The sequence below is a fragment of the Romboutsia ilealis genome (assembly GCF_900015215.1).
GTDB classification, from domain to species: domain Bacteria; phylum Bacillota; class Clostridia; order Peptostreptococcales; family Peptostreptococcaceae; genus Romboutsia; species Romboutsia ilealis.
In genome coordinates, this window is record NZ_LN555523.1 from 564102 (window position 1) to 588896 (window position 24795).

At 26.6% G+C, this 24795-nt stretch carries 24 protein-coding genes and 1 pseudogene; 20 read left to right on the plus strand and 5 right to left on the minus strand.

What is annotated here, in order from left to right; all coding sequences use genetic code 11:
• The first annotated feature begins 390 nt into the window (after positions 1 to 390).
• The 3 genes from CRIB_RS02665 (at position 391) to CRIB_RS02675 (ending at position 5300) form a co-directional block, all read left to right on the plus strand.
• Positions 391 to 3474 (plus strand): RNA dependent RNA polymerase, encoded by a 3084-nt coding sequence (locus tag CRIB_RS02665; protein WP_180703011.1) that lies wholly within the window; start codon positions 391 to 393, stop codon positions 3472 to 3474.
• 247 nt (positions 3475 to 3721) lie between these two features.
• Entirely contained in the window at positions 3722 to 3883 is a 162-nt protein-coding gene (locus CRIB_RS02670; protein ID WP_180703012.1) for a hypothetical protein, read from the plus strand.
• Entirely contained in the window at positions 3858 to 5300 is a 1443-nt protein-coding gene (locus CRIB_RS02675) for a recombinase family protein (protein WP_180703013.1), read from the plus strand. The genes CRIB_RS02670 and CRIB_RS02675 overlap by 26 nt, the downstream gene beginning before the upstream one ends.
• Positions 5301 to 5365: 65 nt before the next feature.
• Here CRIB_RS02675 and CRIB_RS02680 read toward each other — a convergent pair.
• From CRIB_RS02680 to CRIB_RS02690, 3 genes and pseudogenes are all read right to left on the minus strand, one after another.
• Positions 5366 to 5695 (minus strand): annotated as a pseudogene (locus CRIB_RS02680) (manganese catalase family protein); the annotation flags it as partial.
• 30 nt (positions 5696 to 5725) lie between these two features.
• Entirely contained in the window at positions 5726 to 5992 is a 267-nt protein-coding gene (locus tag CRIB_RS02685) for a spore coat protein CotJB (RefSeq protein ID WP_180703014.1), read from the minus strand.
• Positions 5992 to 6201 (minus strand): spore coat associated protein CotJA, encoded by a 210-nt coding sequence (locus CRIB_RS02690; protein WP_180703015.1) that lies wholly within the window; start codon positions 6199 to 6201, stop codon positions 5992 to 5994. Before CRIB_RS02690 ends, CRIB_RS02685 begins: the two co-directional genes overlap by 1 nt.
• A 217-nt stretch (positions 6202 to 6418) precedes the next feature.
• On the opposite strand from CRIB_RS02690, the gene CRIB_RS02695 reads away from it, so the two are divergent.
• The 11 genes from CRIB_RS02695 to CRIB_RS02745 all read left to right on the plus strand — a co-directional run bounded on the left by CRIB_RS02695 (position 6419) and on the right by CRIB_RS02745 (position 16609).
• On the plus strand, positions 6419 to 7282 hold the full coding sequence (locus tag CRIB_RS02695) for a tRNA 2-thiocytidine biosynthesis TtcA family protein (RefSeq protein WP_180703016.1): 864 nt from the start codon (positions 6419 to 6421) through the stop codon (positions 7280 to 7282).
• Between the two features lie 117 nt (positions 7283 to 7399).
• Positions 7400 to 8425: an exonuclease domain-containing protein gene (locus CRIB_RS02700; RefSeq protein ID WP_243633558.1), complete on the plus strand. Its 1026-nt coding sequence runs from the start codon at positions 7400 to 7402 to the stop codon at positions 8423 to 8425.
• Between the two features lie 142 nt (positions 8426 to 8567).
• The gene (locus CRIB_RS02705; RefSeq protein ID WP_180703018.1) at positions 8568 to 9740 is read left to right on the plus strand and encodes an MORN repeat-containing protein; all 1173 of its coding nucleotides are present in this window, start codon (positions 8568 to 8570) and stop codon (positions 9738 to 9740) included.
• A gap of 30 nt (positions 9741 to 9770) precedes the next feature.
• On the plus strand, positions 9771 to 10718 hold the full coding sequence (locus CRIB_RS02710) for a S8 family peptidase (protein ID WP_180703019.1): 948 nt from the start codon (positions 9771 to 9773) through the stop codon (positions 10716 to 10718).
• Positions 10719 to 10897: 179 nt separating this feature from the next.
• Positions 10898 to 11584 carry a cell division ATP-binding protein FtsE gene (gene ftsE, locus CRIB_RS02715; RefSeq protein WP_180703020.1) on the plus strand — a complete coding sequence of 229 codons (687 nt, stop codon included), beginning with the start codon at positions 10898 to 10900 and terminating at the stop codon, positions 11582 to 11584.
• Positions 11568 to 12464, plus strand: a complete 897-nt coding sequence (ftsX, locus tag CRIB_RS02720) for a permease-like cell division protein FtsX (RefSeq protein WP_180703021.1) — start codon at positions 11568 to 11570, stop codon at positions 12462 to 12464. The genes ftsE and ftsX overlap by 17 nt, the downstream gene beginning before the upstream one ends.
• Before the next feature lie 18 nt (positions 12465 to 12482).
• Positions 12483 to 13535: a murein hydrolase activator EnvC family protein gene (locus tag CRIB_RS02725; RefSeq protein ID WP_207204146.1), complete on the plus strand. Its 1053-nt coding sequence runs from the start codon at positions 12483 to 12485 to the stop codon at positions 13533 to 13535.
• Between the two features lie 256 nt (positions 13536 to 13791).
• Positions 13792 to 14298 (plus strand): 3'-5' exonuclease, encoded by a 507-nt coding sequence (locus CRIB_RS02730; RefSeq protein ID WP_180703022.1) that lies wholly within the window; start codon positions 13792 to 13794, stop codon positions 14296 to 14298.
• A 250-nt stretch (positions 14299 to 14548) separates the two neighbouring features.
• Positions 14549 to 14839, plus strand: a complete 291-nt coding sequence (locus tag CRIB_RS02735; RefSeq protein WP_180703023.1) for a hypothetical protein — start codon at positions 14549 to 14551, stop codon at positions 14837 to 14839.
• Positions 14830 to 15855: a serine/threonine-protein kinase gene (locus CRIB_RS02740; RefSeq protein ID WP_180703024.1), complete on the plus strand. Its 1026-nt coding sequence runs from the start codon at positions 14830 to 14832 to the stop codon at positions 15853 to 15855. The genes CRIB_RS02735 and CRIB_RS02740 overlap by 10 nt, the downstream gene beginning before the upstream one ends.
• 271 nt (positions 15856 to 16126) lie before the next feature.
• Positions 16127 to 16609 (plus strand): DUF4352 domain-containing protein, encoded by a 483-nt coding sequence (locus CRIB_RS02745; protein ID WP_180703025.1) that lies wholly within the window; start codon positions 16127 to 16129, stop codon positions 16607 to 16609.
• A gap of 30 nt (positions 16610 to 16639) precedes the next feature.
• On the opposite strand, the gene CRIB_RS02750 is transcribed toward CRIB_RS02745, so the two are convergent.
• Positions 16640 to 16810, minus strand: coding sequence for a 4Fe-4S binding protein (locus CRIB_RS02750; protein ID WP_180703026.1), 171 nt, complete (start codon positions 16808 to 16810; stop codon positions 16640 to 16642).
• Positions 16811 to 16963: 153 nt separating this feature from the next.
• Between CRIB_RS02750 and CRIB_RS02755 the strand changes: the two genes are divergently transcribed.
• Positions 16964 to 17884 (plus strand): transglycosylase domain-containing protein, encoded by a 921-nt coding sequence (locus CRIB_RS02755; protein WP_180703027.1) that lies wholly within the window; start codon positions 16964 to 16966, stop codon positions 17882 to 17884.
• A 17-nt stretch (positions 17885 to 17901) separates the two neighbouring features.
• Positions 17902 to 18321 carry a DUF3785 domain-containing protein gene (locus CRIB_RS02760; RefSeq protein WP_180703028.1) on the plus strand — a complete coding sequence of 140 codons (420 nt, stop codon included), beginning with the start codon at positions 17902 to 17904 and terminating at the stop codon, positions 18319 to 18321.
• 81 nt (positions 18322 to 18402) lie between these two features.
• Here the strand turns inward: CRIB_RS02760 and CRIB_RS02765 are convergent, their stop codons facing one another.
• Complete coding sequence (locus tag CRIB_RS02765; protein ID WP_180703029.1) at positions 18403 to 19056, minus strand: SIMPL domain-containing protein; 654 nt, start codon at positions 19054 to 19056, stop codon at positions 18403 to 18405.
• Between the two features lie 515 nt (positions 19057 to 19571).
• On the opposite strand from CRIB_RS02765, the gene CRIB_RS02770 reads away from it, so the two are divergent.
• The 4 genes from CRIB_RS02770 (at position 19572) to buk (ending at position 24541) form a co-directional block, all read left to right on the plus strand.
• Positions 19572 to 20837: a pyridoxal phosphate-dependent aminotransferase gene (locus CRIB_RS02770; RefSeq protein WP_180703030.1), complete on the plus strand. Its 1266-nt coding sequence runs from the start codon at positions 19572 to 19574 to the stop codon at positions 20835 to 20837.
• Between the two features lie 31 nt (positions 20838 to 20868).
• Positions 20869 to 22653, plus strand: coding sequence for an indolepyruvate ferredoxin oxidoreductase subunit alpha (gene iorA / locus CRIB_RS02775; RefSeq protein WP_180703031.1), 1785 nt, complete (start codon positions 20869 to 20871; stop codon positions 22651 to 22653).
• A gap of 1 nt (position 22654) precedes the next feature.
• Entirely contained in the window at positions 22655 to 23251 is a 597-nt protein-coding gene (locus CRIB_RS02780; RefSeq protein ID WP_180703032.1) for an indolepyruvate oxidoreductase subunit beta, read from the plus strand.
• A 204-nt stretch (positions 23252 to 23455) separates the two neighbouring features.
• Complete coding sequence (buk, locus tag CRIB_RS02785; RefSeq protein WP_180703033.1) at positions 23456 to 24541, plus strand: butyrate kinase; 1086 nt, start codon at positions 23456 to 23458, stop codon at positions 24539 to 24541.
• Positions 24542 to 24795 lie beyond the last annotated feature (254 nt).

A 24795-nucleotide genomic window follows, 5' to 3' on the forward strand; every position in this document is an offset into this window, starting at 1 on the left:
AAGTAAAACTCAACGGAGTTTTGCTAGTGTAAAAATGTTTAAAGATTTGATACAAAGAATTTTACAATGATTGTGTGGTAGCTTTCATTGTAGCTTTAATAATAACGGTGTGGGAGCTGTTAATATTAATGTATATTCATTTTGTTTTAAAATCCAGAATGGAAATTTGTTGTTGTTGTACTAAACTCATTAGTACGGAAAATATAATTAAAATCATAAAAAAGAGAAGGTCGGATACCTTCTCTTTTTTTGTTTATTATTATTTTTACATTTTCTTATTGTTCCGTATATAATTACTTAAATCAAAAATGATAATAAAAATTTTAAATACAATGTAGTCACATCGACTACTAATAGATTAAAACAGGTTAAAAGGAGATTGAATTTAAAATGGAAATATTAAGATTAAAATCAGATGCAATAAGAATAAATAAAACAAGGGAAATATCAAAAGATGTATTTCTAGATAAATACAAAGGTATAGATAAAATAGAACTTGATGAAAGTTTATTTACTTTAGCATTAGCACAATGTGAAGGTGTAAAACCAGAAGAGATATTATTTACAGATGCCATAATAAAGGTAGAATTTGAAGATGATAAAGATATTATAGATAGAATAATTGAAATTAATAATTCAAAATATTGCTTTTATATGGCTACAGCAAGCGACCTTAAGAAATCAAGTGCAATATTTATAAAGGAACAATATTATCCGTTCGGTCAATGGTTAAAAGAGCAAGCAACAGGTGGAGTTGAGCATATACTAAAAGAAAAAGATAAAGTAACTATAATGAAGGAAACAGCATATCAAGGATTTATATTTTCTGGAGCACAGAAAACAAATATAATTCCAAAGGTTGTAATAATAGAAGAGCCAAAATATATTTATAGAGGATTACACACAGTTTTAGAAGGTGTAGAAACAGCTGAAACAATAGATGATATAAACCTAGTAGAAAAAGAAATAGAAACTACCTTAAGTGCATTTGATGGACAAGGTATAATGTCTAAAAGTTTAGCTGATAGAATAGCTAAAGATTTAAATATAGATTATGATTTAACTTGGATAACATTTAGACTTTATGCTGGAACAGGTGGAAAGGGAGTTGCTACTACAGTAGATATACAACAAGAGTTAATAAGAGTTAATAAGGTATATGGAAATACAGAACATTTAAAAATGGTTGATGGTGAACTAATGATACGTGATATATGGAATAGATACCACAAAGTTTCAGATGTGGATATGATATTAAATCAATCACAATGTAAATTAGTAAAACACTTTGATGCTGAATATTTAGACAATGTATTTAATCAAGTTGATGATATATTTAAATGTTTATATGTATGTAAATATAATCCTAAAAAGCTAAGAAGTGATAGAACAAGATTAAACTATCAATTCTTACAGGCTTTAAACTTATCATATGAAGAGTTAATGGAGATAACAAAACACGATAGAGAACATTTAGATGCATCTTTAACTGATATAGATAGTTTACTAATAACTACAAATTTAACAGATATAATAGATGAAGATGATGATGAAGATAAGGAAACTAAAAATAAATTCAATCTAATGTTAGAATTAGTGAAATATGATAGTTCTTTATTAAAAGATTGGTCAGTACAAAAGGAAATTCAAAAATTACTAAAGAGCAGAATAAACAAAGTTAGTTATGGGAAAGTAACATTAAATGATAGTGCTTATAGATTAATAATACAAGATGTTCAAGTATATATGAACTTTATAGCCACTAGAGATATGAACACAGCTAGAAATGAAAGTTGTTTACAAGCTGGAGAATATTATTCAGTAGGTAGACCAGATGGACAAAAAACTGTAATGGGTAGAAATCCACTTTCGAGTTCACAGGAGCTTGTGAAGTTTGAGAATAAAAAGAATAGTTATATAGATAGTTTAGGATATAATTCTGATGATATATTAGTAATGAACACTTATGATGCTACAGCCAGCAGGATGTCTGGAGCAGATTTTGATGGGGATATAGCTTGTTGTATAGTTGATGATATTATATACAATGCTGTAATAGAATTAGATACACCATTATTCTTTAATGAAGATGATGGAAAAACATATCCAATAAAATACACACCAGAGAATATAAAAAGAATGACTAAAGAATGTTCTGGGAACTTTATAGGAGCTTTAGCATTAGCTAATGCTGGAGTTATGAACCTAACAAATGAATATCCATATATGCTACAGGATGGAACTTTATTATCTAACTATGATTTCTTTAGTAAAGTTAAAAATGATTTTAAATTAAATACTAATGAAGAAATAAACCAAAAGATGCAGGAATTGATATATTCTGGAGCTGTAGTAAACACTATGACAACTACTTTATATACACTAGAACAAAAGAAGGAATTTATAAAAAGCAGACATAAAGAATTAAGAAAAATGCAATATTTAATTTTATATGCACAGCAGGTAGCTATTGACACTAGTAAGACAGGTATAGAGATACCAGAAAATATACAAAAGATATTAAAAGAGTTTTCAGAAAAACCGTATTTCTTTAAATATGCCAGAAGTGCAGAAAAAGGATTAACAATAAGAAATAGTGTAATAGACAGATATGCATATGGATGTGCAAGTCATTACTATACACAAAGTTTCAACTTAATGAAGGATGTATGTTTTACGGTAGAAGATGAAGTAAAACAATCTAAAAAGAATGTATTTTTAAAGATGTTTAAAGATGCAAGTGTAGGAGCTAATGAAAATAATGTAGCTGTAATAGTTAATGAACTAAATGATATATTTAATAAGTATAAAGCTATTAGGCAAGGTTTAAGAAATGCTGATAAAGAAACAAATTATTATAGAGAAACACATGAAGATAATAATTATAAGACCGCAACTAGATGTAATGAATTATATAACAAATGCATGAATAATATAGATGGGTATGCTTTAGAAGATTTATATAAAGCTATAACTATAGTAAAACTTAGAAATGATTATGTGTTAAACTTTTTTGCACCAGCTATAGTAGATGTAGTTAAAGCTAATAATCCTAAAGTTAGAACTTTTTATAAAGGTTCACATCCAGATAAAGAAGGAGCTGTAATAATAAAGATAGGAAATAAGACTTATACAAGAACATTTGAATTTATAGATGGTGAAAAATTAGATAATAGTGTCAAATACTTAAGGCTAAAGGAAGTGCAAAAAGAACAAGAAAAAAATAGTAATACATTAGTATTAAGATTTAAAGCCGACACAATTAATTTAAATGATTGTAAAGGATGTACAGCAATCAGAAATAAAGATGGTTATAGTTATACATTATATTTAGAAGATGCTGTAGTAGTAGAAAAAGCATATTTTTATAAAAATGGTGTAGCTGTGACTAAGGCTGAAAAAATAGATTTAATAGATATAAAGTTTAAAAGAGCTTTAAAGAAAAATGATGAATATGTATGTAAAAGTGCATAAAAATTAAATAAAATTACTTTTTTATTTAAAGTTGTAGGTGTTGGAATAACTAAGTTCCAGCACCTATTTTTTATATTTTTTAAATTTTTTTCTTATTTTTTTACTTTTTGTAGCTACTTTGTATATATTTATTTGAATACAAAAATACAGCTGTGGAATGTAAAAGTGAGAACAAGTAAGGACATACACTTAAGCTATAGAGTTTTCATATTTTACATTAAGACTTATAGTAGGAGATTGATTATATATGAAAAAAGTTAAAATAGAAGATATGAAAGTAACTATTAGTTATAGTGAAAATAAAATTGATAAAGACCATTTTTATGGTATATTAACTAATATAATAAAAAGATTAGAACTAGAGAATAAGGAAGTGAGTAAAGGTGAAAAAGAATGTAGTACTACTTAGAGTATCGACCGATATGCAAGACTTTGATGCCCAAAAAAATGGTATAGATAGATATGTCAAAGAAAATAATATAGTAGTTCATAAAACCATTGAAGAAAAAGGTGTATCTGGATATAAAACAAAATTAGAGGATAGAGAAGGATTACAAGAATTAATACAAATGGCTTTAAATGATGAACTAAATAGCATAATAGTATTTAATCAAGATAGATTAGGTAGAAGGTTAGAAATACTTTCATTTATGACTATTATGAATGAACAAAATGTAAAAGTTTATTCAGTTACAGAAGGTATTCTAAATGAAGATAATGATACATCAGAATTAATTCAAGCGATTAAATTTTGGACAGCAAATTATGAAAGTAAAAAAACTAGTCTAAGAGTTAAAAATGGCAAAAGAGCAACTATAGAGAAAAATGCTTATAGTGGTGGAGTAGCAAACTTTGGATATAAAGTAGTTGATAGAAAACTTGTAATAGATGAAGAAGAAAGTGAAGTAGTTAAGTTTATATATGAAAACTATATTGACTATGGATGTAAAAGAACACTTGAATTACTAGAAGAGAAAAATATATTAAAACGTGGTGAAAAATGGACTAAACCTAAAGTGTTTAGTATATTGAAAAATAATATATATAGAGGTAAAAAACAATATCAAGATGAATTATTAGATTTTCCAGAACTTCAAATAATAAGTGATGCAATGTTTCAAAAGGCACAAGAACGTGCAAAAAGCAGAAATACAAGAGGTACAAGAAGGTATACAAATAGAACCGATATATTATTTGAAGGTTTATTATTCCATAAATGTGAAGATGGCTTAGAGAGAAAGTTAAATATAGATTATGTAAATACTACTGCTGGTAGAGTTCATACTTATAGATGCAAACATTGTAAAGAAATAAGGGCACAAATAACTAAGAATTTTAATAGTGCTAAAATAGAGCCAATATTAATTGAAAATATAAAATCAGTAATGAATAGTATTTCAATTAAAGAATTAGAGCAAAAATACAATGAAGAAATAACGAAGAGCACAAGAACAATAGCAAAAAATATAGATATAATTAATAAACTTATTGATAAAAAGAAAAAAGCAATTGATAGTGCTATGAAGGAGATAGAAAAAATATTTATGGGTGAAAGTAACATAGATATAAATATACCCAGCAATATGATAAAGAAAATTGAAGGCGAAATTAAAGAGCTAGAAGAACAATTAAAAGTTCACCAGAAAGAGTTGCAGGATTTAGGAAATACAACATCAAATGCTATGTATCTGTTAGATAGATATAAAAATTTTGAATATCTATTTGATAATTCAACAAATGAAGAAAGAAAAGTTATATTACAAGATTTAGTTAATAAAATAGTGATTAATAAAGATGAAATTAATATACAACTGAATATATACTAATGATATTGACATTACAGATTAAATGTGATAACATAAATTTATCTTAATTGTGGGTTTATGTTATCATTCGCATCTGAAGGATATATTCCAAATCCGTTTTGAGCATAACTTGATCCAAGACCAGCTGCTCTTAACTCAGCAGGTGTAGCATCTGCAGTTAATTGATAAACCATTGTAGATATTATTTCAACGTGAGCTAACTCTTCTGTCCCAATATCAGTTAAAAGTGCACGAGATTTACCTGTAGGCATAGTGTATCTTTGACTTAAATATCTTAAAGCAGCTCCTAATTCACCATTTGGGCCACCAAATTGAGTTATTAGATATTTAGCCATGCCAAGGTCTCCATTTTTTATATTAACAGGATGTTGTAAAGTTTTCTGATAGATCCACATAAATTTAAATCCTCCCCTATATATTTGATACTAATCATTAAATTCTCTATCCCATGGCCATGGTTGGTCTACCCATTGCCAAGGACATCTACTTTGAACATAGCCAAAATTAGTTAAAGGTCCATATTTACTTTCATAAGCACATCTAGCTTGTTCAAATTGTTTACTTAATTTATTATACATGCTTACAGCATTGCTATCGTCTGGATTATTATCTAAATATAGATTTAAATCTAAGCATGCAAAGCATAATTCTTGTACTCTTGCCATAAGTTCACTTCTAGACTCCTGTCTCATTATCTTTTACCCCCAGATCTTTTTTTAGGTGTAGAATATAAATCTTTATTATACATTACAGAATCTAACAGATTTAATTCAGGAAATAATGTTCCGTATTTTAATGCTGTAGAAAGGTTATACATTTTTGTAAATGTTTGATCATTTACATAAGGTCTAGCTAAATCACAACCACAGTTTTGAGATACACCTCTTTTTTTAGACTCCATTAAAATTCCTCCTAGTAAAAAATTAGATAGTAAATATCTAATAGTATAATATTCGTACAAGCAAATTTTGTTACTATAAGTATAGAAAAATATCAAAAATTTGATAAATATTAAAGAAGTAATATAAATAAAAGTATTTAATTTACGTATTACTTGAACTTATAATAGATTTTATGATAAAATAATTTGCATGTTCACATAAGGATGAGGTGATAAAATGAGCGATTTAGCAGGAAAAGGCTGTGAGATTATAGTTCCTTTTGACGAAAGACAGCCATTAAAGGATATAGAAAGAAGTATAATAAAAAAATATAGAAAACATTTATGGTCGAAATTTATAAAAGCTATAAGAGATTATAACTTAGTAGAAGAAGGAGATAAAATAGCAGTTGCAATATCTGGTGGAAAAGATAGTTTACTTATGGCTAAAATGTTCCAAGAGTTAAAAAGACATGGGCAAGTTAACTTTGAAGTTGAATTTATAGCTATGGATCCAGGATATCATAAAGATATAAAACAACTACTTATAGATAACTGTGAATACTTAGATATTCCAATACATCTATTTGATTCTAGAATTTTTGAAATAGCAGATGAAATAGCTAAAGATTATCCTTGCTATATGTGTGCTAGAATGAGAAGAGGGGCACTATATTCAAAAGCAGAAGAGTTAGGATGTAATAAACTTGCACTTGGGCACCACTATGATGATGTTATAGAAACTACTATGTTAAACTTACTATGTGCAGGAAACTTTAAAACAATGCTACCAAAATTAAATTCAACAAATTTTGATGGAATACAAATAATAAGACCACTTTATTATATAAGAGAAGAACATATAGTTAGATTTATACAAAATAGTGGAATATGGCCATTAAACTGTGCATGTATGGTTGCAGCGAAGAAGACTGGAAATAAAAGATATGAAATAAAAGATCTTATTAAAAGTTTAGGTGAAAACTTTAAGGATGTTGAGAAATCTATATTTAAGGCAGCTGAAAATGTTAATATAGATTCTGTATTAGGTTGGCAACAAGATGGAGTTAAACATTCATTCTTAGAAAATTATGAAAAATAAAAATATAAAGTAAGAACACTGATATTTTATCAGTGTTCTTACTTTATATTTTTATTTTAAATTATCAATAAAATTAATTACATAAAATGGTAGAATATATTTATAGATATATAAGGGGTGGTTTATTTGAAGAAAATATATATAGATTTTGAAATGAACATGGCAAGTACAAGAACAAAAAAAGATATGATAGATGCGGATATAATTGCTATAGGAGCAATAAAGTATGATACAGATACTGGTGAAATTGAAAAATTTAAATCCTTAATACAACCAATAACTAATTTAAATATATTTACACATATACAAGAGCTTACAAATATAACCCAAGAGGATATATCAAATGCTCCTTCTTATGAAGAGGTTATGAGAAATTTTAAACAATGGTTAGGAGAGCTTTATCATATAGAAGGAATTTATACATTTGGGAACTTAGATTTAATGTGTTTTAATAATACAGATAAGAAAAGTTCAAATAAACATAATCATCCTAGATTTATAAATAATATAAAAAGCTTGTTTGTAGATATAAAAGATAAATATATACATTATGGAATAAGATGCATAAACTATGTATCGCTTAAAAATTTATTAGATTGTGCTAATGTTAAATTTTATGGAGAAGCACATGATCCTTTATATGATGCATATAACTTATTTATATTAGATAAGACACTAGAAAATAGTGAAGAAACGAGAAATATATTAACAATAAAGGATATTATAAGGCCACCATTTACAATTATAAATGAAAATTTAGAATGTACATTTGAAGAGTATAAGATAAATTTATACAAAAATAATAGTGATGAAGTACATAAGGCTATATCTATAGAAGTATTAAAAACTATTCGTATATATATAGAATCTATAAAACATATTGATATATATAATATAGATATATTAAGAGATATAAATAGAAAATTAGAAGTTATTAATAATCTAAAAGATATAAAAGTAGGATATTTTTTCTTACTAGAAAATCTTTATTTTGATATGAAAGATTTATTTGATGATTTGATGTTATACAAGGTTACACCTATAGAATATAAGGAAGAAATTGAAACTATAATGACATTATTTAATGAAGAGTTACTATATGAAGGTATAGATTTTGGATATGTTTTAGAAGAAAGCTGTTGATAAAATATTTTATTGATAGCTTTTTATTATTAAAAATATTAATTTTAAATTTTATACATGGAGATTTTTATAAGTATAATAAATCGACTTATAAAATATAAATTAATATATCTTAATTTAATAAAGGAGATTTATATTCAATATGGACGAGATGAAGGCGTATTTTTTTACTATATTTAAAGTGTTTATATTATTATCTTCTATATTTATAATATTTACAGTTATAAAGTACTCAAGATATAAAAGGAAAAATAACAATTTAGGTATGAGAGGAAGTAGCACAATACTTAAAAGGGGTGAAAATGAAAATAAAAATAAATCATATGAAGTAGTAGATAAATATTTGACTAATGAGAAAGTTTATAAATATGATAATGGAGATTTGTATAAAGGCGAATTTATAAATGGTAAAAGACAAGGTTTTGGTATCTGCATATTTTCAAATAAAGAAAGATACGAAGGTATATGGAAAAATGATTTAATGCACAGTATAGGTAAATATACTTATAATAATGGATGTACATATAGTGGAGATTTTAAAAACGGAGTAGTTGAAGGGATAGGCACTTATACATATAAAAATAATGATATATATAAAGGCCACTTTATTAACAATAAAAAAGAAGGTAAGGGAGTATTATATTATAAAGATGGAAGCAAGTATATAGGTATGTGGAAAGATAATTTAAAATCTGGAGATGGTAAATTAATAAAAGCTAATGGAGATAAATATATAGGTGAATTTTTTAATGATAAAATTAACGGAAAGGGTGAATATATTTATTCAAATGGAGATAAATATATAGGTGAATTTAAAGACAATGTATTTCATGGGCATGGGTGCTATATAAATGCTAATGGTGATACATATGAAGGTGAATATAGGTATGGATTAAAAAAAGGATATGGAATATTAAAGTCTATAGGAACAACTGTATATGAAGGTGAGTTTAAAGATGATTTATTTGAAGGTAGAGGAAGGTTTATATATAAAAATGAAGGAAAATATGAGGGGGATTTTAAAAATGGTAAGCGACATGGCATAGGTACATATGTATGTAGTCTATATAAATATATTGGCGAATGGAAAAATGATAAAAAAGGAAAAATAGGAACTTATTATTTAAATTCTAAAGTAGTAATTGATACAGTAATTGAAGGAAATATACTAAATGGTGTATATAAAGCTAATGATGAAGAAAAGTACATAAATAATATAGATTTAAATAGTATAGAAGAAAGGGAGTTATTAGAAAATATTGAAAAGTATTTAAATGACAATATTAATCACCATAATCACTTTAAAAATATATAATTTAATATACAATATTTTGGAGTGATATGAATGAAAATAGAAAATATAGATTTAGATGTAAAGCTAATGCCTTTTACAATAAACAAAGAGTTTAGAGGTATAGGAACAAAATCTGTTTATGGCGTAGAAATGATAAAAGCAAAAAGTCTATGGCAAGAGTCAGATAAAGGTGCTGGAGTTAAAATTGCAGTGATAGATTCTGGATGTGATATAAATCATGAAAGCCTAAAAAATAATATAATAGGTGTAAGAAATTTTACAGATGAAGATAAAAAAAATCCTAATATAGTGATTGATAGAGTTGGACATGGAACCCATGTAATAGGTACTATATGTGCAAATGGAAGCAATATAATAGGTGTGGCTCCGGATGCGCAAATTTATGTTTTAAAGGCGATAAATAGAACAGGAACAGGAAAGTTAAGTTGGGTAATAAATGCTATAAAATATGCGATAGAACAAAAGGTAGATATAATATCTATGTCACTTGGATTATCAGAAAATAGTCCTAAATTAGAAAAAGTAATAAAAGAAGCTGTTAACAGCAATATATTAGTGGTATGTGCAGCAGGTAATGAAGGTGATGGAAATGCTGATAGTTTTGAATACTCATATCCAGCAGCTTATGTAGACGTAATATCTGTTGGTGCTGTTGATAAGAAAGGTGTACCTGCTAAATTTTCTAATTCTAATACATCTATAGATGTAGTTGCACCTGGAGTTGATATACTTTCGACATATCCTAATAATCAGTTTGCTGTTATGAGTGGAACTAGTATGGCAACTCCTCACGTGACAGGAAGTTTAGCTTTATTAAAAAATTGGTCTAAAAATGAGTTTAAAAGAAATTTAACACAAGAAGAATTGTATGCACAATTAATAAAACATACAAGGGTATTAGATTATTCCAGAACTGTGCAGGGAAATGGATTGGTATATTTAAAAGACGAAAAAAATATAAAAAAAATTAAATATTAAGTAAAAAGCTATTTCAAGTAAAGTTTATTTTACTACGAAATAGCTTTTTATTATTAACTAGAATTAGTATTAGAGAAAAATAAATAATAAAATATTACAAAATAGTTACAAAAACGACAATTATAATATATAATATATATAGATTTAGTATAAAAAATAGAATATATGGAGTGAGACGATTGATTAAATTTACTAACGTAGAAAAAATATATTCTGATAGAAACAAATCACTTCACGATATAAATTTAGGTATAAGTCAAGGAGAATTTATATTTTTAGTTGGACATTCTGGTGCGGGAAAATCCACAATATTAAAAATTTTAACAAGAGAAGAAAAAGTTTCATCAGGAAGGATATCAGTATTAGGACAAGATTTAAGTAAGATTAAACATAGAAAAATTCATAGTTATAGACGGAATTTAGGAATAATATTTCAAGATTTTAGAATCTTAAGAGAAAAAACTGTATATGAAAATGTTGAGATTGCAATGAGAGCTGTTGGAGCTAAGTCAAAAGATATAAAACCACGTGTAATGGAAGTCTTATCTAAGGTGAAAATAGCAGATAAATACAATAAATACCCAGATGAATTATCTGGTGGAGAATTACAAAGGGTAGCTATAGCAAGAGCTATAGTAAATAGACCGTCTATAATCATAGCAGACGAATGTACTGGAAACTTAGATAGAGAAAATTCTATAGGGATATTAAATATATTAAATGATATAAATAAAGAGGGTGTTACTGTTATAATGGCAACACATGATAATGAACTTATAAATTTATTCCCTAAAAGAGTTATACAGTTAGAAAATGGAAAAATAATAAAAGACACAAAGAGGGAAATGTATGAAGTTATTGTCTAATTTTTTATATAGCGTAAAGCAAGGTATAAAAGGAGTTTTTAAAAATAAAACGATGAGTTTTATATCTATAATTTCTGTTAGTGCATCTTTAATAATATTAGGAATAATAACTAGTATTGTACTAAATGCAAATCAATTTATAACGATGGCAGAATATGAAATAAATGAAATAAGAGTATCTATTAAAGATAACTTAGATAAATCTAGCATTGATAATATTAAGTATGATTTAAATAATATAAAAGGAATAAAAAGTGTAGAGTTTAAAGATAAAGAAACTATGCTAAATGATATGAAAAGTAGTTGGGGTAGTGATTCATATTTATTAGAAGGGTTAGAAAATCCTTTAGATGATTGTTATATAGTTACCCTAGAAAATTCACAAGATATAAAAGCAATATCAAGTGAAATATCTACCATAAATAATATTAAAAATGTGGAATATCATCAAGATATAGTAGATAATTTTATAAAAATATCAGATTCTATTAAAAACTTTGGTAGTGTACTTATTATATTTTTAATATTAATCTGCTTAGTTATAATATCAAATACAATAAAGACTAGAGTATATAGCAAGAAAGAAGAAATTGAAGTAATTAAGTATGTAGGTGGAAGTGATAATTTTATAAGAATGCCATTTATAGTTGAAGGTTTCACTATAGGAATAATAGGATCAACTATAGCTTTAGTTATATGCATATATATGTATAAATACATAATAGAGAATATTAATAAGACCATTGGTTTTATAAGTAATAATATGATGATTTCAGTTTCAAATATAGCAATATTTTTAACTACTACTTTATTTATAACAGGAATTACTATCGGAGTTGTAGGTAGTGTTATATCAGTAAAAAGACATTTGAAAGTATAAGATTTAGGGGGAGAATTAGTGAGGAAAATAATAACTACGATAATATTATGTAGTATGATATTTAGTACAAGCTTTATATATGGCGAAAATGAACAATTAGATTTAGAAAAGAAATTAAATGAAAATAGAGATAGTCAACAAAGACTAGATGAACAAATAATAGAATTAAATTCTAAGATAAAAGAAGTTGAAGAAAAAATAGCATCTACTAATGAAGAAATAAATGAACTTGATTTACAGATAAATGATATAAAATCTGAAATAAATGATTTAGAAAATAATATAAAAAATAATAAAGATCAATTATCTAAAAGAATCAAAGTAATAAATAGTAATTACTCTATGAGTTATATAAAAATTCTATTAAATAGTTCATCTATATCTGATTTTTTTAATAATATGTATATAGTAAAGAAAATTGTAAAGCAAGATAAGGAAATTTTAACAGAACTTGATGAAAATAAACAAAAGATAGAAGATAAAAAGAATCAAATAGAAAAGAAAAAAGTTGAGCAAGAAGATTTAAAGTTATTATTAGAAAAAGATAATGAATCTTTAAATAATGATAAAATAGAAGTAGAAAAATTAAAAGATGAATTAGAAAAAGAAGAAAATGCATTGGAGTTAGAGATAGAAAAAATATCATCACAAAGTGTAGTTAGTGAAGATTCACAAGTTATATCTAGTGGTTCTTGGCCAGTACCAGGGTATTCTAGAATAAGCTCTCCTTATGGGTACAGAATACATCCAATTTTTAACACTAAGAAGATGCATACTGGAATAGATATACCGGCTCCAACAGGAACTCCTGCAGTATCTATAGATCAAGGAAAAGTTATATTCTCAGGAACTAAAGGTGGATATGGTAAAACTATTATGATACAACATGATGATGGAAAGGTAACTCTTTATGCACATAATAGTGAATTAATAGTATCAGTAGGGCAAAGGGTACAAAAAGGTCAGGTAGTATCTAAAATAGGATCAACAGGTAATTCTACTGGTCCTCACCTTCATTTTGAAGTAAGAATAAATGGAAAACATGTAAATCCAGTTCCATATATAAAATAAGTATTAAAAAATAAGCACCTAATATATAATATATAGGTGCTTGTTTTTACATATAAGATAATTATAGAATGAAAAGCTTTGTGGATAATCCATGAATATAAGTAATATTAATAACTTTATAAATGTAAAAAAATGATATTTTTGAAAAATAGATTTATCCGTAAAGGGATTAAAGATATATCATTGGTAAAATGAAGTATTTCAATGATATGTCGCTTTATGGAAGTGAAATTTTAATCATAAAAGGAGATTAACTATGAAAGAGTATGTAGTTGTGGATTTAGAAACAACAGGCCTTGATCCATATAAAGGCTGTGAAATAATAGAGATTGGTATAACAGAGATAAATCAAGATAAAATAGGAAGAAATTATTCAAGATTAATAAAACCTAAAAATCATATACCTTATTTTATAACAGAGATAACTAATATAAGTGATGATATGGTGGAAAATGAAGAAGGTATAGAAAAAGTTTTACCTAGATTTAGACAATACTTAGGAGATAAAACAATGATAGCTCATAATGCAAAGTTTGATTTGAAATTTTTAAATTACTATTTAGAATCTTTAAACTTAGAACCTATAACAAACTATATTTGTACATTAGAGATGTTAAAACAAGTAAAATCATATAAGGGTAAGAATAAAAAGTTAGAAACTGCTTGTAGTTATTATAATATAGAAAACAAAAATGCACATAGAGCTGATAGTGATACATTAGCTACAGCAAAATTATTTTTAACAATAAAAGATGAAGTATAAAAAGAAGCTAATAAGCTTCTTTTTTACGCTTAAGGACATTATAATACTTAAAAAAATGTGTATAAATTCTGAATGTAAGTAATATCAATAAATTGGTTTTGAGCGTAAAAAAGATTTTGAAATACTTCGCCCACACATCGCTCAAGCGAAGCGAATTTTTTATATTTATTGAAATTTTTATAAATAGTGTTTAATCTCAAATTAAATTCATAGTATATAAAGACGAATTTGTTTTATAGGGGGTAATATTATGAATTTAATATCTATAAATATATATATAGATAGAATTCAATTTGAAGTATTTTCTATAGATAATGGTAAGAGAAATAATGTCCTCCAAAATGAAATAAAAATACCGATATCATTTAGTATGGGAGATAAGTTAGAATATATAAGAAAATTTATGAGTATGATAATAAATCGAAATAAAGTAAAAAAGGCATACTTAAATATAAATGATAAGTTAGAAGTATATACTATAAAAATTGAGGGAATTATCGAGGAAGTACTATCAAGTTATGGGGTGGAGATATGCAATTAAGTACTCAGTTTGACTTTGAAATAATAAATAATGTAAAGTCAGAAGGTGTTAATTCATCTTTATATATGGTAAAAGACCTACAAGTAGGATCTAAATTTATACTAAAACAAATAGATAAAAAAGGTTTAAGGGAACCTGAAAGATATTTTGAAGAATCAAAAAAAATATATAAATTAAAACATCCAAATATAATGGAGATACACTCAGCATCTTATGATGATGAGTATATATATATCACAATGCCTTATTTAAAAAAGGGTTCACTTCAGCATCTAATAGAAAATCAAAACCTTACACTAAGACAAATAATAAAATATTCATTAGATTTTCTTTCAGCTATATATTATGTTCATGAAAATAATATTGTACATTGTGATATAAAACCTAATAACATATTAATAAGTAATGAAGGAAATGCAATACTTACAGATTTCGGTTCTGCTTTATATTTAAATAAACTAGGTAATGCAAGATTAAAAAATGTATATTATAAGCATATAGCGCCAGAGCAATGTACAAATTCAATCATAAATAAAAAAATAGATATATATCAGATAGGAACTACACTATACAGATTATGTAATGGTAATGAAGAGTATAATAAACAAGCAAGACGATATAAGGATTTAAATAGCCTAAAGATAGCCTGTGCAAAAGGAAAATTTCCAATTAGAAAAAAATATTTACCACATATACCAAAAGATATGATAAATATAATTGAAAAATGTATTAATATTAATACTTATGATAGATATGATAATGTTTTACAAATTATGAATGATATATCGTCTATAAATACACATCTAGATTGGTATTATAATAAAGAGAATGAAGAAAAATTTACATGGACTTTAAATACAGATGATAACTATATAAATATAATGCTACTTAAAGTTGGAACGGTGTGGGAAATTATAGATGACCATAGAGAAAGTTTATATGTTGAAACGAAAGCAAAAGGCTATAGAGCTATAAGAGAGATAATAAAAAAATATGAAAAAATAGCCTTACTTTAATCCGATCAAGTAAGGCTATAAAAGGGGTAAAATATATTATAAAAAGGGGTTTATTAGGGAATATATTTTATTTGGGGAGTAAAATAATCGGTTATTAGGGGAATAACCTTGAATTAATAATAACAAACTTCGACAAAAAAAGCAAGAGAAATGTCGAAAAAAGTTTTAAAAATAATAAAAAAATTTATATCTAAAATTTATTTAAATTTAACTAATGATGAATGAAAATTTTTCCTATGCACATAATAATAAAAATTATTAGGAGGAAAATATGAAGACTAAATTTTTAAAAAGTATAGCTACTGTATTTTTTTTGCTATGCTCATCTACAGTGGCGATTTGTTTGGAAAAAGAATCTATAACTGAGGAACAAATATGGATAAGCAATATGGATAATAAAGCTTTACATATAAAGGTAACAGATATTGCTGTAAATAATGCATCTATAGAATTAGATGAAGTTTATAATGCATCTGCAATAATAACTATGAACGTAAAAAATAAGGGTTTAAATGATATAGAGCTAGCCAATTTAGATGTATATCCATATCAAGGGACTTTAGCTACTAAGTATTTTGTAAGTACATATAAAGATGAAATAAATGGATTTATAGGAAACTTAAAAAGTGGAGAAAGTAAAACTTTAAAAATGGGGGTAACGCTACATAATACTAAAGATCCTATAACATTAGAATTTTCTGATATAGAGGATATTGGAAATAATGCGATAGTAAAAACTATAAATATAAAATAAAAAAGAAAAGCAAATGCTTTTCTTTTTTTATTACTCTGGTTGAGGAGCATCAACTGGACATACACTATTGCATGTACCACATTCTATGCATACATTTTCATCTATTATGTATTTGTCATCTCCTGCAGATATGCAGTTAACTGGACACTCTGGCTCGCAAGCTCCACAGCTTATGCAAGCATCTGTTATAAAATAAGCCATTTATAACTACCTCCTTAAATAAATAATACAAATATTATAATTCCCCAAATTTATAATTTTAATCACTAATATTATAAATATCTTACAAATTTGTACTTTGATTTATTTTATATAACAAGGTATAATTAAATTTATAATATTTAGGAGGAACGTATGAATTATAATGATGATGATAATAGAATAAGAAGAAGAAAAGTAAGCTCAAATGATTACAATTATAAATCTAAACAACATCAAAGATATTATGAAGAAAAAGTAAGACTAGAAAATGCAAGTTATGAAAGAAAAATAGACAATAATAGAATAAAAAAATATAATACAACTAAGAATACTAGAACTAATAAAAGAAAGAAGGCTAATAAAAAAATTAGACTTAAACTAGCAAAGGTATTTTTAATAATTGCATTGGTTATATCTGTTGGAGTAGCAGCAGTGGGATCAGTATTTGCAATATCGTCTTTAAAAGATACTAAAGTTATAAATAAAGAGATATTGAAGGAAAGTTATATAAGTAGTGAGGTAGTTCCTGATAATGAAATACCAAAATATTTAAAAGATGCATTAGTTTCTATAGAAGATGAAAGATTTTATGAACACAAAGGTATAGATATTATATCTTTAACAAGGTCATTACTTCATAATATATTTTCAGATACTACTCAAGGTGGAAGTACTATAGAAATGCAAATATCTAAAAATCTTTTAACCAGTGATGATAGGAATATGAAAAGAAAGATAAAAGATATATATTATGCGACTCAAATGGACAAATTTATGACTAAAGATGAGATACTATGCACTTATTTAAATAATGTTTACTTTGGGAAATCAGCTTATGGAGTAGGAAAAGCTTCAAAAGTATACTTTGGAAAAAATGTACAAGATTTAACCCTAGCTCAAAGTGCTATGTTAGTAGGAATAACTAATAGTCCAGCTAAATATAAAGAGCATAGAGAAGCTAAAAAAAGGCAAGAAGTTATATTATATAAGATGAAAGAACTTGGTTATATAGATGAAGAGGAATATTCACAGGCAATAAGTGAAAATGTTCCATTTAAATCAGAAATAGAATAAAGTAAAGAGGTGTTAATATGAGTGAATATAAGTTTAATTATGAAGATACAGAGTATGTATTAAGTGCAAATAATTGTAGCGAATTAATTAATGATGAAGAAAAACCAGTTAAAGGTATAACAGTTGATAGTATATTAAATATGTTAAATGAAGCAGATGATGTTGATTTTGATATAGAATATTATCAAGAGGCATGTCCTGAGTGTTTAGCAGGTGTAAAAGAAAAACAAAAGTTTTTTGGATTTTTAGAGTATCATTTTTATATACTTACTAAAAATGGAGAGTATGTAATAAGTGATATAAGTAAAGAGTATAAAGGATTATCATTTAATAAATTATCTAGACAAGGTAAAGTTGATGATAGTTATATAGTAAGTATAATAATTTGTGAGAAATGCCAAGATTATATAATTCAAATAGAAAATTGTGTAATATAAAAAGTCTACTTTAATGTAGATTCAGATTGTAGACAAAATAGCCATTTTTAATTTATGTAAAATGGCTATTTTATTTTTTATTTAGCATAAAATAGTAGTAAATATTGCTTCAATTTCTGCAGTAATTTTAACTATGCCAGATGATAGGTCTTGCTGAGAAGCTCCAAATGATTTAGAAGAGGAATAAGCAATAGAGTATAAAGAAGAACTTTTCTCAATTATTTTAAATGGAGCTGGGTTGAATCTAACATTAAAACTACTAGCTAGTAAGGATGCTTTATTAAGTGCGTCTTTACTAGCTTTTTTTAGTGCTTTACTGTAATAATAACCTGGATTAGATAGTAAGAAGTCTACACTTATATTATCGTTAGCGCCGTTTTCTATAGCTAATGAATAAATATCTCTTAAATTTGATATATTATGTATCATAACAGTAACTAAGTTAGTTACAACAAAAGATAAATTTTGATTATCACATCCTATATAATTTCTATTAACTAATATGTCTTTAGTATTTATATCTTTTTCAGGAATTCCATAGTCAACCAGACTAGTAGTTAAGCGTTCTAATATTTTTAAATTTGTATCTTTAGCTTTTTCAGCGCTATCACTATTACTTGTTATTCCTAGATTTAATCTAATTAAATCAGATTCTACCTCTAAATAACCTACTCCATTTACAGATAAAGAACCTTTATCAGTTGGAATATACATTTTACCATTTCTAAACTGCATAAAAATAGTACCTCCATACCATAAATTATATCTATTAATAAATATATGAATGGTATAGATATATATACTAAATTTAAAAAGAGTATATCTAATTATTTAGCTTTGTTTAAGTTTATATATATACATATTAATTTTTTTCAAATATTGAATATAGTACTATGGATGCTAATTCTAATTGATATATATAGATTTATAAAAAACAAAATAAATAAAGCCTTAATAAACAGTAAAATTAATAATCTAGAGAAAAGAGTTAATGACTTAGAGAGTAGATAATTTATAATTTTAATATATTTAGAATTTTTATTTTTAACTTACTATATATCACAAAATTGTATAACAGAGACAAATGTAATTACATTAATAAGTATTTCATTTACTTCGAAAATCGATATAATATGATACTTTAACAGGCCTATTTATTATATAAAATAGTTTTAAAAATAAAAAGTATAGAATAAAATATACAACAGTATTATATTTTATTAATTATAAATATAAAAGGGGGATTTTTTATGCCAGAAACAATGGTTGCAAAACATGCACAGTGGCCAAGGGTTGCTGACCCAATTTTTAATATATCAGAAAAAGCTCAAGCAGCTATAAAAAGTTTAGGTAAAGAAAATGTAATAAATGCTACTATTGGAGCATTAACAGATGATGATGGAAATATCATAACTTTAAACACTGTATTTGATGAATATAAGTCATTACCAAACTCTGAAATAGCAGCATATGCATCAATTGCAGGACAAAAGGATTATTTAGAAGCAGTAAAAAAAGCTTGTTTTAAAGATTCTATGCCAGATGCACATATAAGAGCAGTTGCAACTCCAGGTGGAAGTGGAGCTATAAAACTTGCAGTATGGAATTACACTAATGAAGGTGATGAAATATTAACATCAGATTGGTTTTGGAGTCCATATGTAAGTATAAGTGAAGAAGTAGGAAGAAAAGTAACAACATATCAACTATTTAATGAATATAATAATTTTAATTTTAATTCTTTTAGAGAAAGATTTTTAAATATAGCATCTAAACAAGAAAGAATATTTACTATATTAAACACACCAGCTCATAATCCAACAGGGTATAGCGTTCCAGATAATGATTGGGATAAAATATTAAACTTATCAAAAGAAGTAGCCCAAAATCCAGAGAAAAAAATAATACTATTTGTAGACGTTGCATACATCGACTTTGTAAAAGATGATGATGGATGCAGAAAATTCTTTGAAAAATTTACAAACCTTCCAGAAAATATATTAGTTATAGTTGGATTTAGTATGTCAAAAGGATTTACTGCTTATGGAATGAGGATGGGAGCAGCTATTTGTATATCATCTAGCGAGGATGTAGCAGAGCAATTCTATTATTCTTGTGTTCATTCTTGTAGAGCTAACTGGTCAAATTGTAATAGAGGTCCTATGAAGGTTCTTACTAATATAATTAATAACCCTGAAAAATATAAAGAATATATGGATGAAAAGAAAATATATAAAGAGATGTTAAGTAAAAGAGCGGAAGTATTTGTTGAGGAAGCTAAAAAGTGTGAGCTTGATATTCTTCCATATATAGATGGATTCTTTATAAGTATACCATGTGAAGATCCAAAAGCTGTTAGTGAAGAACTAACAAAAGATAATGTATTTGTAGTACCACTTAAAAGAGGACTTAGATTTGCAGTATGTGCAGTATCAGAAGAAAAATGTGCTATTGCACCAAGCATTATAAAAAATGCACTAGAACGTGTTAGGGGTCAAATGTTAGCTAGGGATTAAAAATATAAATATTTGTGGGGGAAACCATGTTATGAAATTATTAATGACTGGTAATGAAGCTATTGCACGTGGAGCATATGAAGCAGGTGTAAAGTTTGCATCTGCATACCCGGGAACGCCAAGTACGGAGATTCTTGAAAATGTAGCTATATATAAAGAAAATATAGTAGCAGAATGGGCAACAAATGAAAAAGTAGCATTAGAAGCGGCTATAGGAGGATCAATTGCAGGAGCTAGAACTATGGCATCTATGAAGCATGTTGGAGTTAATGTTGCAGCTGATCCATTATTTACATTTTCATATATTGGAGTTAATGGAGGAATGGTTTTAATAACGGCAGATGAACCTGGAATGCACTCTTCACAAAATGAACAAGACAATAGAAACTATGCTAAGTTTGCTAAAATAGCTATGTTTGAACCAGCAACAAGTCAAGAGGCTAAAGACATGTTTAAAGAAGCATTTGAAATAAGTGAAAAGTATGATACACCTGTTTTATTTAGAGTAACAACAAGGCTTTGTCATTCTAAAGGAATAGTTGAGTGTAGTGATAGAGTAGAAGTTCCTATAAAAGAGTACATTAAGAATCCTCAAAAGAACTTAACAGTACCAGCTCATGCTAGAGTAAGAAGAGTTGATATTGAAGAAAGAATGAAAAAATTATTAGATTATTCTAATAATACACATTTAAATAATTATGAAATGAATGATACTAAAATAGGTATAGTTGCATCGGGTATATGTTATACATATGCCAAAGAAGTATTTAAAGATGATGCATCATATATGAAACTAGGATTTACAAATCCTATGCCTATAGATAAAATAAAAGAATTTGCTTCTAAAGTAGATGAAATTTATGTAATAGAAGAAAATGACCCATTTATAGAAGAACAATTAAAAGCTAATAATATAAAATGTCATGGTAAAGATATCTTTCCTTCATATGGAGAAATGACTCCAGATGTAATAAGAAAAGCATTATTTGGGAAAACAAATGATACTATAGAATACAACAAAGAACTAGTAGTTAATAGACCACCAGGATTATGTGCAGGATGTCCTCATAGAGGTTTCTTCTATGAACTAGGAAAAAGAAAAAATGTTATGGTTACAGGTGATATAGGATGCTATACTTTAGGATTTGCACCTCCATATAATGCTATGGATACTACTATTTGTATGGGTGCAAGTTTAAGTAGTGCTCATGGGGCTCAAAAAGTATTTAATATGAAAAAAAATAACAAGATGAGAGTTGTTGGAGTTTTAGGAGACTCAACATTTTTCCATACAGGAATAAATTCATTATTAGATGTTGTTTATAACAAAGGAAATTCTATATCAGTAATATTAGATAATAGAATAACTGGAATGACAGGGCATCAACAAAATCCAGGTACTGGATATACATTACAAGGTGATGTAACTAGTGAAGTGAATATAGAAGAATTAGTTAAGGCTTGTGGAGTTAAGCACATAAGAACTATAAACCCAAATAATTTATCTCAAGTAAAAGAAACACTAGATTGGGCATTTAATTTAGAAGAACCATCAGTAATAATAACTAGATGGCCATGTGTTCTTAAAAAGTTCTCAAAACAAGATATAGAAGAGTTTAATAATCCATTTACTTCTAAATGCAGTGTTGATACTGATAAATGCATAGGGTGTAAGCTATGTATGAAAACAGGATGCCCTGCTATATCATTTAAATCAGAGGAAAAATTAGTATGTATAGATAAAAATCAATGTGTAGGTTGTGAGGTATGTAGTCAAGTATGTCCAAAAGATGCTATATCTAAGGAGGGAAAATAATATGACAAAAAGTATTATTTTAGTAGGCGTAGGAGGTCAAGGGACTATACTTTCAAGTAAATTATTAACTACAGGTCTTATGAATGCTGGATATGATGTAAAAATGAGTGAAATACATGGAATGAGCCAAAGAGGAGGTTCGGTATCTTCGCAAGTTAGATATGGAGAAAAAGTTTATTCACCAGTTATTGAAATAGGTGGTGCAGATATATTAGTATCATTTGAAAAAATGGAAGCTTTAAGATGGCTAGAATATTTAAAGCCAGAGGGAAAAATAGTAGTAAATAATTATAGAATAGATTCTATGCCAATTCTAAATGGTAAGGCTACTTATTATGAAAAAGAAATAGAAGATGAGCTTAATAGATTAAATGCTACTATAATAAATGCAGAGAATAAAGCTAAAGAAATGGGCAATACAAAAGTAATGAATATAATACTTTTAGGTGCCTTAGTAAAATCTATGAAACTTGAATATATAGATTGGGAAAGTATAATAAGAGAAAATATTAAAGAAAAATTTATTGATATAAATTTACAAGCATTTAAAAAAGGAATGGAAATGGTTTCAGAAGCATTAGATTTAGAATCTAATTAATATATTGATGCTATCTCAAAATATAAGAATTTTATAGGGAACTAATAAATTCTATTTTGAGGTAGCAATTTTTATATACTAAAATATATTAAGATGTATATGTATAATTTATGATTTTAATTTAAAATTATATGTTTAAAAGAGATAGTTCATATGTTATTTAAATAAATAATAAATCTTAATTATATTTTAAGGGGGAAATATATGATTTATAGAATATTAGCTATTAACCCAGGCTCTACTTCCACTAAAATAGCTGTATATGATAATGAAAAACAGCTATTAGTAAAATCTATAGAACATAAAGTAAAAGAGCTAGAAAAGTACGATACAGTGCAGGAACAATTTGAAATGCGAAAAGAAGGAGTATTAAAAGTACTAAAGGAAAATGATATAGAGTTAGACTCTTTAAGTGCTATAGTTGGAAGAGGTGGGTTATTACCTCCAGTTAAATCAGGAGCATACTTAGTGAATGATGAAATGATAGAGAGGCTAATAAATAGACCTGTTTTAGAACATGCATCAAATTTAGGTGCAATAATATCGTATGAAATATCTAAAAATTTAGGGATTAATGCATACATATATGACTCTGTATCAGTTGATGAACTAACTGATGTAGCGAGGTTATCTGGAGTTAATGGAATGGATAGAGAATGTTTAAGTCATGCATTAAATTCTAGAGCTATGGCTATAAAGTATGCTAAAGATAATAATAAAAGATATGATGAGTTAAATTTAATAGTAGCTCATTTAGGTGGAGGAATAACCCTAAGTATACATGAAAATGGTAAAATGGTAGATATAGTATCTGATGATGAGGGGCCTTTTTCTCCAGACAGATCGGGAAAAGTTCCTTGTAAAAAGTTAATTGATAGGTGTTTTTCAGGAAACTATACACACAAAGAGATGCTAAAAATTATTAGGGGAAATGGAGGAATTTATTCATACTTAGGTACTGTTGATGTAAGAGAAGTTGAAAAAATGATAAATGAAGGAAATAAAAATGCAAAATTAGTTCATGAAGCTATGACTTATCAAATAGCAAAAGGTATAGGAGAATTAGCAACAGTAGTATTAGGAAAAGTAGATGCAATAATATTAACTGGAGGGATAGCTTATTCTAGTCTTATTACTGAAAATATAAGAAAAAGAGTAGAATTTATAAGTGATGTTTGTGTTATGCCAGGGGAAAATGAATTAGAAGCTTTATCTAAAGGTATACTTAGAGTATTAAATAAAGAAGAAGAGGCAAGCGTATATAGAGAAAGTATATTAACAAAATCATAAAATAAAGGGATATGTTAGTTTTTTACGCTTAAAGATATTATAATGTTTTAAAAAATGTGGATAAATTCTGAATGTAAGTAATATCAATAAATTGTTTTTGAGCGTAAAAAAGATTTTGAAATACTTCGCCCACGCAGTGGCTCAAGCAACGGATAAAGTCGTTGGCGGCATGAAGTGATTCGCCGACACGTCGCTCAAGCGAAGCGAATTTTTTATGATTAAATTGTATTTTCTAATAAATTTTAAATATCTAA